This window comes from Ancylobacter sp. SL191, assembly GCF_026625645.1.
GTDB lineage: Bacteria > Pseudomonadota > Alphaproteobacteria > Rhizobiales > Xanthobacteraceae > Ancylobacter.
The window spans coordinates 1,108,030-1,120,168 of the sequence record NZ_CP113056.1 but is presented as its reverse complement, the minus strand read 5'-3'; the positions used below and the strand labels follow the sequence as shown (position 1 = coordinate 1,120,168).

14 protein-coding genes are annotated in these 12,139 nt (G+C 68.3%); 2 read left to right on the top strand and 12 right to left on the bottom strand.

What is annotated here, in order from left to right; genetic code table 11:
- Positions 1–38: 38 nt before the first annotated feature.
- Genes OU996_RS05065 through OU996_RS05055 form a run of 3 tightly spaced genes read right to left on the bottom strand, consistent with a single transcriptional unit; the run spans position 39 to position 1,267 of the window.
- The gene (locus OU996_RS05065; protein ID WP_267584557.1) at positions 39–782 is read right to left on the bottom strand and encodes a class I SAM-dependent methyltransferase; all 744 of its coding nucleotides are present in this window, start codon (positions 780–782) and stop codon (positions 39–41) included.
- Positions 783–789: 7 nt separating this feature from the next.
- Complete coding sequence (locus OU996_RS05060) at positions 790–1,068, bottom strand: BrnA antitoxin family protein (RefSeq protein WP_267584556.1); 279 nt, start codon at positions 1,066–1,068, stop codon at positions 790–792.
- A complete protein-coding gene (locus OU996_RS05055; RefSeq protein ID WP_267585600.1) occupies positions 1,010–1,267 on the bottom strand; it encodes a BrnT family toxin in 258 nt (85 codons plus the stop codon). The genes OU996_RS05060 and OU996_RS05055 overlap by 59 nt, the downstream gene beginning before the upstream one ends.
- Positions 1,268–1,657: 390 nt before the next feature.
- Here OU996_RS05055 and OU996_RS05050 point away from each other — a divergent pair, with 390 nt between their 5' ends.
- Both OU996_RS05050 and infA read left to right on the top strand, forming a co-directional pair.
- On the top strand, positions 1,658–3,196 hold the full coding sequence (locus tag OU996_RS05050; RefSeq protein ID WP_267584555.1) for a DEAD/DEAH box helicase: 1,539 nt from the start codon (positions 1,658–1,660) through the stop codon (positions 3,194–3,196).
- Positions 3,197–3,334: 138 nt separating this feature from the next.
- On the top strand, positions 3,335–3,616 hold the full coding sequence (gene infA, locus OU996_RS05045) for a translation initiation factor IF-1 (RefSeq protein WP_183188718.1): 282 nt from the start codon (positions 3,335–3,337) through the stop codon (positions 3,614–3,616).
- 98 nt (positions 3,617–3,714) lie between these two features.
- Here infA and OU996_RS05040 read toward each other — a convergent pair whose 3' ends face one another.
- The 9 genes from OU996_RS05040 to ccmA form a co-directional block, all read right to left on the bottom strand.
- Positions 3,715–4,440: a GntR family transcriptional regulator gene (locus OU996_RS05040; RefSeq protein ID WP_267584554.1), complete on the bottom strand. Its 726-nt coding sequence runs from the start codon at positions 4,438–4,440 to the stop codon at positions 3,715–3,717.
- 101 nt (positions 4,441–4,541) lie between these two features.
- Positions 4,542–5,222, bottom strand: a complete 681-nt coding sequence (gene tenA, locus OU996_RS05035) for a thiaminase II (RefSeq protein ID WP_267584553.1) — start codon at positions 5,220–5,222, stop codon at positions 4,542–4,544.
- Between the two features lie 82 nt (positions 5,223–5,304).
- Positions 5,305–5,721: a F0F1 ATP synthase subunit epsilon gene (locus OU996_RS05030; RefSeq protein WP_267584552.1), complete on the bottom strand. Its 417-nt coding sequence runs from the start codon at positions 5,719–5,721 to the stop codon at positions 5,305–5,307.
- Between the two features lie 71 nt (positions 5,722–5,792).
- On the bottom strand, positions 5,793–7,226 hold the full coding sequence (atpD, locus tag OU996_RS05025) for a F0F1 ATP synthase subunit beta (protein ID WP_267584551.1): 1,434 nt from the start codon (positions 7,224–7,226) through the stop codon (positions 5,793–5,795).
- Positions 7,227–7,258: 32 nt separating this feature from the next.
- A complete protein-coding gene (locus OU996_RS05020; protein ID WP_267584550.1) occupies positions 7,259–8,140 on the bottom strand; it encodes a F0F1 ATP synthase subunit gamma in 882 nt (293 codons plus the stop codon).
- Between the two features lie 26 nt (positions 8,141–8,166).
- A complete protein-coding gene (atpA, locus tag OU996_RS05015; RefSeq protein WP_267584549.1) occupies positions 8,167–9,699 on the bottom strand; it encodes a F0F1 ATP synthase subunit alpha in 1,533 nt (510 codons plus the stop codon).
- Positions 9,699–10,253: a F0F1 ATP synthase subunit delta gene (locus OU996_RS05010; RefSeq protein WP_267584548.1), complete on the bottom strand. Its 555-nt coding sequence runs from the start codon at positions 10,251–10,253 to the stop codon at positions 9,699–9,701. The genes atpA and OU996_RS05010 overlap by 1 nt, the downstream gene beginning before the upstream one ends.
- A gap of 387 nt (positions 10,254–10,640) precedes the next feature.
- Positions 10,641–11,312 carry a heme exporter protein CcmB gene (gene ccmB / locus OU996_RS05005; RefSeq protein ID WP_267585598.1) on the bottom strand — a complete coding sequence of 224 codons (672 nt, stop codon included), beginning with the start codon at positions 11,310–11,312 and terminating at the stop codon, positions 10,641–10,643.
- Positions 11,312–11,959: a heme ABC exporter ATP-binding protein CcmA gene (ccmA, locus tag OU996_RS05000; protein ID WP_267584547.1), complete on the bottom strand. Its 648-nt coding sequence runs from the start codon at positions 11,957–11,959 to the stop codon at positions 11,312–11,314. Before ccmA ends, ccmB begins: the two co-directional genes overlap by 1 nt.
- Between the last annotated feature and the right edge of the window lie 180 nt (positions 11,960–12,139).

Genomic DNA, 12,139 nt, shown 5'->3' with positions numbered 1-12,139 from the left:
CCGGTCCGCTCTCCAGCGCCGTCAGAACCCTTCGGGCGTCACCCGTCCGGCCGGGCGGGGGAGAGCACCGGCTCCAGCACCGGCTGGAGCACCTGCAGCCGGCTCGCCCGGCGCTTCAGCGGCACCGGCTTGTAGACCTGCTTGGTCGCCTCGACGATATGAACGGCGGCGAAGGGCAGAGCGAGGCTCGCCCCGGCCCGCTCCCACGCCACGGCGCCGCGCAGGAACCAGTTGCGCTGGACGGGCGGGATATACAGCGCCTCGCTCCAGGCGACCGGGGTGAACAGCGCGCCGCGCAGCAAATCGGTGATCTGGGTGCGCGAGAACGGCCGCCCATGGCCGAACGGGTTGTTGTCGACCCGCGCCCAGATGCCGCGCCGGTTCGGCACCACGCAGAGCAGCCGCCCGCCCGGCGCAAGCACGCGCCAGACCTCGCGCAGCACGTCCTCGGCATCCGGCGTCATTTCCAGCAGATGCACGGCGATGACGCGGTCGATCATGCCGTCGCGCAGCGGCAGCTCGGTCTCATGCACCAGCGCGGCGAGCGTCGGCGCGGCGGAAGGCCAGCGGGTGACGCCCTGCGCCCCCGGCATGAAGGCGAGCGCCCGCTCGCATTCCTCGCGGAACACACCGAGATAGGGCGTGGCATAGCCGATACCGAGCACGGAGAGCCCGCGCACATTGTCGAAGCGCCCACGAATGGCGCGGCCGATCAGCCGGCGGGTGACCACGCCGAGGGGCTGGGCATAGAAACTGCGGAGGTCGACGACATCGGGAAACATGAGCCGATCACGAACGCCGATGCGCGAGAGCGTAGGCCTTCAAGACCTCCTGCATCGCGGTGAGGTGCCCCTTGCCGCGCGATTTATAAAACGCGAAGACCTCGGGATCGAGTTTCAGATGCACGGAACGCGGCGGGCGCTTCGGCTCGACGATCTTGGCCTCCAGCCAGAAATCGCGACCGAGCGTTTCGCCAGCCGGCGCGTTCGCGTCATGGAACAGCTCGCCCTCATCCGCCCGCTTGCGCAGCGTGTCGAGCGAGGCCTTCCGCATAGTATCGTCTTTCATCGGTTCCGCCTTTCCATGCGGAGATGATCCGCGTGCCGCCGCTTCGTTCCGTATGCACGACCACGAAACACTCATCCTCGACCATGCCGAGCGATATCAGCCGCTCCTCGCCATAATCGACGCGATGATCGTGGCGGGAGAGGACGGGCCCTTCAAAGATCAGCGCCGCATATTGGAAATCAACGCCATGCTTGGCGATATTGGCTTTCCTTTTTTCCTCGTCCCATTCGAACTCGACCGAAACGGCCTTTCGTGACGGCAGCGAAGACTAACAGTGTACATAAAAATGTACACTGAGCAAGACGGCAACCGGCCTGGCGCCGCTGTCCTGCGCGAGGGGATGGGTGGCTGGATAAGACCGCAGCTCGATGACGCCTTGAAATCACCACGCATTTGCGCCACATAGGCGTCGCATACGAATGATGTTCGTATCGGGGCCGCGTTGCTCGACGTCCGCCGGGGTTAAACCGCGGCAGTCTTCAGCCCCTCATCATCACATATCGCCGACGTCCCAGGCTGCGCGGGGTGTCTCACTGACCCCCCGTGATTCGTGCACCGCCGGCACCCCGCCGCGCGGGCGGGATCGTCCATGAAAGAATCCTACTTGACCACCTTTTCCGAGCTCGGCCTCGCCGAGCCTATTCTGAAGGCCCTCGCGGAAGCGAACCACTCCACCCCCACGCCGATCCAGGCCCAGGCCGTTCCGCTGGTTCTCGCCGGCCATGACCTGATCGGCATCGCCCAGACCGGCACCGGCAAGACCGCCGCCTTCGCGCTGCCGATCCTCAACCATCTCGTCACCGAGCGCCGCCGCCCCGAGCGCCGCGCCGCCCGCGCGCTGGTGCTGAGCCCGACCCGCGAGCTCTCCGGCCAGATCCTCGAAAGCTTCCGCCTGTACGGCAAGCATGTGCGCCCCTCGACCGCGCTCGCCATTGGCGGCGTGCCGCTCGGCCGGCAGGCCCGCTCGATCGCCGGTGGCGTCGACGTGCTGGTGGCCACCCCCGGCCGCCTCGTCGACCTGATGGAAAACGGCGCGGTGCGTCTCGACCAGGTCGAGGTGTTCGTGCTCGACGAAGCCGACCAGATGCTGGACATGGGCTTCATCCACGCCATCCGTTCCATCGTCGCCAAGCTGCCGGCCAAGCGCCGCAACCTGTTCTTCTCGGCCACCATGCCGCGCGAGATCGAGAAGCTGGCCGACGCGCTGCTGACCGATCCGGTCCGCGTCGCGGTGACCCCGGTCGCCAAGACCGCCGACAAGATCGCCCAGAAGGTGTTCCTCACCGACCGCGCCGGCAAGCCGGACCTGCTGGTCGAGGTGCTCGGCCATGAAGGTCTCGACCGCGCCCTGGTGTTCTCGCGCACCAAGCACGGCGCCGACCGCATCGTGAAGGGCCTGTCGGCCGCCGGCATCGAGTCCGAAGCCATTCACGGCAACAAGTCGCAGCCGCAGCGCGAGCGGGCGCTCGCCGCCTTCCGCGATGGCAAGGTCAAGGTGCTCGTGGCGACCGACATCGCCGCGCGCGGCATCGACGTGCCGGGCGTCAGCCATGTCATCAATTACGACCTGCCGAACGTGCCGGAGAGCTATGTCCACCGCATCGGCCGCACCGCGCGCGCCGGCGCCGAGGGCATCGCCATCTCCTTCTGCGACGGCGAGGAGCGCGCCTTCCTGCGCGACATCGAGCGTCTGATCCGCCTGACCATCCCGTCCGAGGATCGCCGGGGCGAGAGCCGCCGCAGCGAGCCGCGCGAGGGCTTCTCCGACCGTGGCCCGCGCGAGGCGCGCGGTGGCCGTCCGTCGAACAGCCCGCGCGCCCCGCGCGAGGGCGACCGTTCGGCGCGCCCCTTCGCCCGTGGCCCGCGTCCCGAATATCGGGGCGAGGCGTCCGGCGAAGCCCGTACGGCCGGCCCGCGTCCCGACGCGCAGCGCCATGACAGCCACCGTGTCGAGGGTCATCGTCAGGAAGGCGCCCGTCACGAGGGCGGCCGTGCGGATGGCGCCCGCCATGAGCGCCCGCGTCACGAGGGGCCCCGCCCCGAGCGCGCCCGCACCGAAGGGGCGCGCCCCGAGGGTGGCCGCGTGAACGAGCAGCGCGGCCCGCGCACCTCGTTCCGTCCGCGCTGACGCCCATCCCGGGAGCCTGATCCGCCGGTCCGATGCATTGAATCGGCCCGGATCGCGCTCAAAGCGAGACAAAGCGATGCCGTCGGGTTATGTGCCTGACGGCACGCTGTGCGTAAGCCTGTACGAGGAGAGCCAGGAATGGCGAAAGAGGAACTGCTCGAGTTCGACGGCACCGTCACCGAGGTGCTGCCCGACGGAAATTTCCGCGTCAAACTCGATAATGACCACGAAATTCTCGCCTATGCGGCGGGCAAGATGAAGAAGAACCGCATCCGCACCATCGTCGGTGACCGGGTCGTGGTGGAAATGTCGCCTTACGATCTCGAGCGCGGACGCATCAACTTCCGCCACAAGACCGGTGGCCCGACCCCGCCGATCGGTTCCGGCCAGCGCCGCCCCCCGCCGGGCCGTCGTCGCTGAGCGGTTTGCGGGTCACGCCACAGAGCGCGTGACACCGCCGGGCGCCGCCGCCTCACGCGGGACGCCGTCTCTGTTTCCCCTGATCGGGTTCTCGAACGTCAGCGCTCCTCGCCCGCCGGGGCGAGGCCGAGCGCGTGCGCGAGTCCCGCCGGCCGGCTCGCCGGCTCGCGCAGATCGAGATCCTCGGCGACATGGGCGATGTGCTCGCGCATGCGCCGCGCCGCCAGCTCCGCATCCCCCGCCGCGATCGCCGCGACGATGTCGGCATGTTCGCTCGGCGGGCAGGCGGAATGGTCGCCGCGCGCATAGAGCAGGATCGACAGCGAGCTCAGCGCCTGCAACTCCGTCAGCAGCCGCACGAAGACCGGGTTTCCCGCCTCCTCCGCCATCGCCACATGAAACTGCCCGGTGAGCCGCACCAGCGTCCCGGCGTCACCGGCCGCGCGCGCCGCGTCCTCGGTCGCCAGATGATGGCGCAGACGGGCAAGCCCCGCCGCCGAGCAGCCACAGGCAACGCTGCGCGCCACTTCCGGCTCGACCACGGCACGCGCCGCCAGCACATGGCGCGCCTCGTCGCGGGTGGGCGCGGTGACATAGGCGCCACGATTGGGCCGCTGCTCGATGATGCCGTCCTGCGCGAGCCGCGCCAACGCCTGCCGGACCACGGTGCGGCTCACCCCGAACAACGTCGCGAGGCGGTCCTCGGTCAGCTTCTCGCCGGGCGGCAGACGGCGCTCGAAGATCGCCTGGAGGATCCGGGCCCGGATCGGCGCTTCGGAGGAACCCCGGCTGCGGGCGGGGAGATCGGGCGTGACGTGGTTCATCGGGCTCCCGAGGGCTGCTGCGCGAGTTTAACCACGTCGCGGCGCCCGGCGCCATTCGCGGCGCGCAGGACAGACCGCGCGCCGGAGCGGGGCGCGCCCGTTCAGACCGGCCAGTCGGCCTCGCGCCAGGCCGAATCCCAGAACATCCATTCCAGCTGGCAGGCGCGCTTATACGCCTCGTGCATCCGGGCGAGCACGTCGGGCGAAGCCTTGGCGGCGGCACGGTCGGTCGTGGCGATCACCGCGCGCACCGCCTCGTGGAACTCCTCGCCGGCATAGGTGTCGATCCAGGCATCATAGGGGTTCGGGCGCACGGCGCGGCCGAGAATGTCGCGGCCGATCTCGGCATAGATCCAGAAGCAGGGCAGCAGCGCCGCCAGCACCACCGGATAGGGCTCGGCATGGGCGGTGCCGATCAGGAAGCTGGTGTAGTGGTGGCACACCGGCGACATTTCGGTCCTGGCGAACTCGTCCGGGCTGATGCCGAAGCTCTGGAAGAAGTCGGCATGCAGCGAGCGCTCGACCACCACGGCGACCTTGGCGCCTTCCGCGAACTGCACCAGCCCGTCCGGGTCGTCGGCCTTGGCGGCGGCGATGGCGAGGCCCCGGCCGAAGGCGATGAGGTAATGCGCGTCCTGCACCATGTAGTGGCGGAAGCGCTCCAGCGAGAGCGTGCCGTCGGCCAGCGCGTTGTTGAACGGCATGGTGCGGATGGCGTCATAGATCGGCTGGTTGCGGCCCCAGGCATGGGCGCTGAAGGTCGAACCGCTGAAATCACTCATGGGAGCCTCCGGGTGAGGGCCAAATGAAAAGGGCCGCTGTCGAGGCGGCCCGGTTCATCGTCATCTTATCGCTGGCGAGGCCTCAATGCGCGGTGCGCGCATCGGACTCGATGGCGGTGGCGGCGGACTTCAGCGCTTCCAGGAAGGCGAGGCGGCGCTGGCGGGTCGCCTCGTCGCGGGCGTCCTCGACGTCTTCCTGCGCGTCCTTGATCATCTGCGCCAGGCGGTCGGCCTTGATCTCCTCGAGCGGGATCGCGGTCTCGGCCAGCACGGTCAGCCCCTGCGGGTTGGCCTCGGCGAAGCCGCCACGGACGAAGAGCTTCTTCGTCCCGGCGTCGCCCTTGATGGTCAGGATGCCCGGCTTCAGCGTCGAGACGAAGGGCGAATGGCCGGCGAGGATGCCGAACTCGCCCTCGGTGCCCGGCACGATCACTTCGCTGACCGAGCCGGAATAGACGAGGCGCTCGGGGGAGACGAGCTCGAAGGGAAAGTTGGCCATGTGTCCTCCAGCGGGTGCGTCAGCTCAAAGGCGGGGCCCCGCGCCCCCGAGGGGGCGCCGGGCGGTCAGCCTCACGCGGCTTCGGCAGCCAGCTTCTTGCCCTTCTCGATCGCCTCTTCGATGGTGCCGACCATGTAGAAGGCCTGCTCCGGGAGGTGATCATACTTGCCTTCCACCAGGCCCTTGAAGCCCTTGATGGTGTCGGCGAGGTCGACGAGCTTACCCGGCGAACCGGTGAAGACTTCGGCGACATGGAAGGGCTGCGACAGGAAGCGCTCGATCTTGCGGGCGCGGGCGACGGTGAGCTTGTCCTCTTCCGAGAGCTCGTCCATGCCCAGGATCGCGATGATGTCCTGCAGGGCCTTGTAGCGCTGCAGCGTCTGCTGCACCTGGCGAGCGACGTTGTAGTGCTCCTCGCCGATGACCAGCGGCGACAGGATGCGCGAGGTCGAGTCGAGCGGGTCCACGGCCGGGTAGATGCCCTTTTCCGCGATCGAGCGCGAGAGCACGGTCGTGGCGTCGAGATGGGCGAAGGAGGCGGCCGGCGCCGGGTCGGTCAGATCGTCGGCCGGCACGTAAATGGCCTGCACCGAGGTGATCGAACCCTTGGTCGTGGTGGTGATGCGCTCCTGCAGCGCGCCCATGTCGGTGGCGAGCGTCGGCTGATAGCCCACCGCCGAGGGGATGCGGCCGAGCAGCGCCGACACTTCCGAACCCGCCTGGGTGAAGCGGAAGATGTTGTCGACGAAGAACAGCACGTCCTGGCCCTGGTCGCGGAAGTGCTCGGCGACGGTGAGGCCGGTCAGGGCGACGCGGGCGCGGGCGCCCGGGGGCTCGTTCATCTGGCCATAGACCAGGGCGCACTTGGAGCCGGCGGCCGAGCCATTATGCTCGTGCGGGTCCACGTTCACCTTGGACTCGATCATCTCGTGATAGAGATCGTTGCCCTCACGGGTGCGCTCGCCGACGCCGGCGAACACGGAGTAACCGCCGTGCGCCTTCGCGACGTTGTTGATCAGCTCCATGATGAGCACGGTCTTGCCGACGCCGGCGCCGCCGAACAGGCCGATCTTGCCGCCCTTGGAGTAGGGCGCCAGCAGGTCGACGACCTTGATGCCGGTGACCAGGATCTCAGATTCGGTCGACTGCTCGGCATAGGACGGGGCCGGCTGGTGGATGGCGCGGCGGGTCTCGCCGACCACCGGGCCGAGTTCGTCCACCGGCTCGCCGATGACGTTCATGATGCGGCCGAGCGTGGCGTCGCCCACCGGCACCAGGATCGGCGCGCCGGTATCGGTGACGACCGCGCCACGCACCAGACCCTCGGTGGAGTCCATCGCGATGGTGCGCACAGTGTTCTCGCCCAGGTGCTGGGCAACTTCGAGCACGAGGCGCGCGCCGTTATTGGTGGTTTCGAGCGCGTTCAGGATCTCCGGGAGATGATCCTCGAACTGCACGTCCACGACGGCGCCGATGACCTGCGTGATGCGTCCGACATTAGCCATGTTCGTCGTCCTTCCGGTGCCTGGTCCTTGCCTCACAGCGCCTCGGCACCGGAGATGATCTCGATAAGTTCCTTCGTGATCATCGCCTGGCGGGTGCGGTTGTAGGTCAAAGTCTGCTTCTTGATCATGTCACCCGCGTTGCGGGTCGCGTTGTCCATCGCGCTCATGCGGGCGCCCTGTTCGGACGCGCCGTTCTCGAGCAGCGCCTTGAAGATCTGCACCGCGAGATTGCGCGGCAGCAGGTCGGCAAGGATCTCCGCCCCGTCGGGCTCGTAATCATAGGTCGCGGCCGCCCCGCTCGCCGCCGGCGCGGCTTCGGGGAAGGTGGCCGGGATCAGCTGCTGGCCGGTCGGCACCTGCGAGATGACCGACTGGAACCGGCTGAAGAACTGGGTCGCGATGTCGAACTCGCCGGCGGCGAACATGTCCGAGATCTTCTCGGCAATGGCCTGCGCGTCGGCGAAGGTGACGCCCTTGTTGGCGCGCAGCTCGACAACTTCGACGATCTGCTTGCCGAACTGGCGGCGCAGCGCCTCGTTGCCCTTGCGGCCAACGCAGAAGATCTTGACCGTCTTGCCCTGGTTCATCAGCGCGACGGCGCGGTCGCGGGCGAGGCGGGTGATCGACGAGTTGAACGCGCCGCACAGGCCGCGCTCGGCGGTCAGCACGACGAGAAGATGCGTCTGCTCCTTGCCGGTGCCGCTCAGCAGCAGCGGCACGTCGGGGCCACTGGAGATCGAGCCGGCGATGTTGCCCAGCACGCTCTCCATGCGGACGGCGTAGGGGCGCGCAGCCTCGGCGGCGAGTTGGGCGCGCCGCAGCTTAGCGGCGGCGACCATCTGCATCGCCTTGGTGATCTTCTGCGTCGCCTTCACCGAAGCGATGCGATTGCGCAGCTCCTTGAGGCTGGCCATGTGCCCTGTTGCTCCGCTCTACCGGCTCAGGCGAAGGACTTGGCGTAGGCGTCGAGCGCCGCCGTCAGCTTCGCCGTGGTCTCCTTGGAAAGCTCCTTGGAGGTGCGGATGGTCTCGAGGATGTCGGCGTGCTTGGTGCGCAGGAGCAGCAGCAGCCCGTCCTCATAGGCGCGAACCTTCGCGACCGGGAGGTTGTCGAGATAGCCATTGGTGCCGGCAAAGATCACCACCACCTGCTCCTCGACCTTGAGCGGCGAGAACTGCGGCTGCTTGAGCAGCTCGGTCAGGCGCGCGCCGCGGTTGAGCAGCTTCTGGGTGGAGGCGTCGAGGTCGGAACCGAACTGGGCGAAGGCGGCCAGCTCGCGGTACTGGGCGAGCTCGCCCTTGATCTTGCCGGCGACCTGCTTCATCGCCTTGATCTGCGCCGAGGAGCCGACGCGGGAGACCGAGAGGCCGACGTTCACCGCCGGGCGGATGCCCTGGAAGAACAGGTCGGACTCGAGGAAGATCTGGCCATCGGTGATCGAGATGACGTTGGTCGGGATGTAGGCCGACACGTCGTTCGCCTGGGTCTCGATGACCGGAAGGGCGGTCAGCGAGCCGGCGCCGTTCTCGTCATTGAGCTTGGCGGCGCGCTCGAGCAGGCGCGAGTGGAGATAGAACACATCGCCCGGATAGGCTTCGCGGCCCGGCGGGCGGCGCAGCAGCAGCGACATCTGGCGGTAGGCCACGGCCTGCTTGGACAGGTCGTCATGGATGATGAGCGCGTGCATCGCGTTGTCGCGGAAATACTCGCCCATCGCGGTGCCGGCGAACGGCGCCAGGAACTGCATCGGCGCGGCGTCCGAGGCGGTCGCGGCGATGACGATGGAGTATTCCAGCGCGCCCTGCTCCTCGAGCACCTTCACGAACTGCGCGACGGTGGAGCGCTTCTGGCCGACGGCGACGTAGACGCAGTAGAGCTTCTGGCTCTCCGGGGCGCCCGCGACGTTCAGCGGCTTCTGGTTCAGGATGGTGTCGAGCGCGATGGCGGTCTTGCCGGTCTGGCGGTCGCCGATGATCAGCTCGCGCTGGCCACGGCCGACCGGGATCAGCGCGTCGATCGCCTTGAGGCCGGTCTGCATCGGCTCGTGCACGGACTTGCGCGGGATGATGCCCGGCGCCTTCACGTCGACGCGGCGGCGCTCGGTGGACTCGATCGGGCCCTTGCCGTCGATCGGGTTGCCGAGAGCGTCGACGACGCGGCCGAGCAGGCCACGGCCAACCGGCACGTCGACGATGGCGCCGGTGCGCTTGACGGTCTGGCCTTCCTTGATCTCGCGGTCGGAGCCGAAAATGACGACACCGACATTGTCGATTTCGAGGTTCAGCGCCATGCCGCGCGTGCCGTTCTCGAACTCGACCATCTCGCCCGCCTGGACGTTGTCGAGACCGTAGACGCGGGCGATGCCGTCACCGACGGAGAGAACCTGACCGACCTCGGAGACTTCGGCTTCCTGGCCGAAATTCTTGATCTGCTCCTTGAGGATCGCGGAAATTTCAGCGGCGCGGATATCCATCAGCGAACCTCTTTCATCGCAGTGCGGATCGAATTGAGCTTGGTCTTGAGCGAGGCGTCGATGAGCTTCGAGCCGAGCTTGACCTTGAGGCCACCGAGCAGCGCGGGGTCGACCACGACGGCGAGCTTGACGTGCTTGCCGGTCATCTGGTCGAGCGCCTGCTTGAGGGTGGCGGCGTGGGTTTCGGAAAGCGGCTGGGCGACCGTGACCTCGGCCACGACTTCGCCCTTCTCGGCGGCGACGAGCTGGTCGTAGCCGCGCATGATCGCCTCAACGGCGAACAGGCGGCGATTGGCCGCCACGGTCTTGAAGAAATTGCCGGCGAGACCACCGATCCCGGCCTTGGCCAGGATGGCGACGATCGCCTTTTCCTGTTCCTCGGCAGAGAAGACCGGGCTGCGCACGAGGCGCTTGAGGTCGTCGCTCTCGGCAATCAGCGCGCCGAACCTGTCGAGGTCGGCCTTCACCGCATCGATGACACCGGCGTCACGCGCGAGCTCGAACAGAGCCGTCGCGTAGCGTCCTGCCACTCCGGATACGTAGGTCTCGGCCACAGTGCCTCTCTCGGGACTTTCCGGAAGGGAGCACCTGCCGCCATGGCGCGGCCCCGGCCTCCGGACTGGAAGGGTTCCAACTCAAGGCCGGATATGGAATTTCCCCCACCCGCCCATGAAGTCGGCGGTTCCCTAACACGCCTCTTTGCGTGCTGCAACACGAGGACGTGAGGGATTGCGGGGGGCAAATGACGTAGCGGCCCCGAAACGGCGCAAAGCGGCGCCGATCCCGGCATCTCAAGGCTTTGTGAGGAGTGCGGCGCTTTGCTGCACCGCGCCTTTTGCCCCCTGACAGGCGGCTGCACCCCGCCTGCGGGCGGATGTCGCGCCCGCTCTGGCATTCAAAATACCTGACGAGTCGCGAAAAACGTGGCGCGCGACTGTTTCTCAGCCGCGCGTCACCCGCAGCGCGGCGGCCGCCGCGATGGGCCCGAGCACCAGGCAGGCGAGCGACAGCCCAGCGAGAATGCGGAACGGCGTGCCGAACGGCACCGTGCCGCCGATCGCCGTGCCGGTCGCCGCCACCGCGAAGATCAGCACCGGAATGGTCAGCGGCATCACCAGCACCGCGACCAGCAGGCCGCCGCGCCGGAAGGCGGCGGCGAAGGCGGCGCCGATCAGCCCGAGAAAGGTGATGGCCGGCGTGCCGACCAGCAGCGTCAGCGTCAGCGCGCCGATCGAGGCCGGGGAGAGGTTCAGCAGAAGCGAGAGGATCGGCGCGGCGATCACCAGCGGCAGGCCGGTGGCAATCCAGTGCGCCAGCCCCTTGGCGGCGGCGATGAGTTCGAGCGGCAGTTCCAGCATCGCCATCACGTCGAGCGAGCCGTCCTCGGCATCGGCGGCGAACAGCCGGTCGAGGCCGATCAGCGAGGCCAGCAGCGCGCCGATCCACAAAATGGCGGGACCGATTCGCGCCAGCAGCGCAAGGTCCGGGCCGATGGCGAAGGGCGTCACCACCACCACGGCGAGGAAGAACACGACGCCGAGACCGGCGCCGCCGCCGGCGCGCAGGGCGAGCTGGAGGTCGCGCCGCAGAAGGGCGAGAAAGGCGCGCGCCATCATTCCGGCTCCGAACCGATCTCGGCCGCCACCATGGCCCGCGTCGGGCGGTAGGCGCCAAGGTCGAGCCGCGCGGCGGGAAAATCCAGCGGCGCATGGGTGGCGGCGATCAGCAGCCCGCCGCCGGCGACATGGGCGCGGGCGATCTCGCCGAAGCGCGCCTGCGCCTCCACATCGAGCGCGGTCGTCGGCTCGTCGAGCAGCCAGAGCGGGCGATGCGCCACCAGAAGCCGGGCGAGCGCGAGGCGCCGCTTCTGCCCGGCCGAGAGCACCGCGACCGGCAGGCTCCCCAAGCCGCCGAGCCCCACCTCCTCCAGCGCCGCGCTCACCGAAAGGCCGGGCCGGCCGAGCATGGCGCGCCAGAAATCAAGGTTCTCCCGCGCGCTGAGCGAGGCCTTGTGAGCATCGAGATGGCCGAGATAATGCGCCTCCTCGGTGAAATGCTCGGGTTCGCGCGCGCCCTCCAGCCGGATGCGCCCGGCCTCGGGACGGGCGAGGCCCGCCAAAAGTCTAAGCAGCGAGGATTTGCCGGTGCCGTTCGGTCCGGTGACCACCAGCGCGCCGCCGGCCTCGACGGTAAAATCGAGGCGCTGGAACAGCTGGCGGGCGCCACGCCGGCAGCCGAGCCCTTCAACGACCAGTCGCATCGGCCCCCCTCCCGCCGCTGGGGAAGCTGACGCAACGCACAATTTTTCGATGCATCGCGTCGTGCCTCTAGGATCGGTGTTTGAAATGGCTCTATATAGAAAACTGAACGATGCGCCGTCGCCCTTGGCCTGGGCCGCGCGAGCTATAGCCCGCCAGGCCTCATCCCTCCAAGGCCCTCT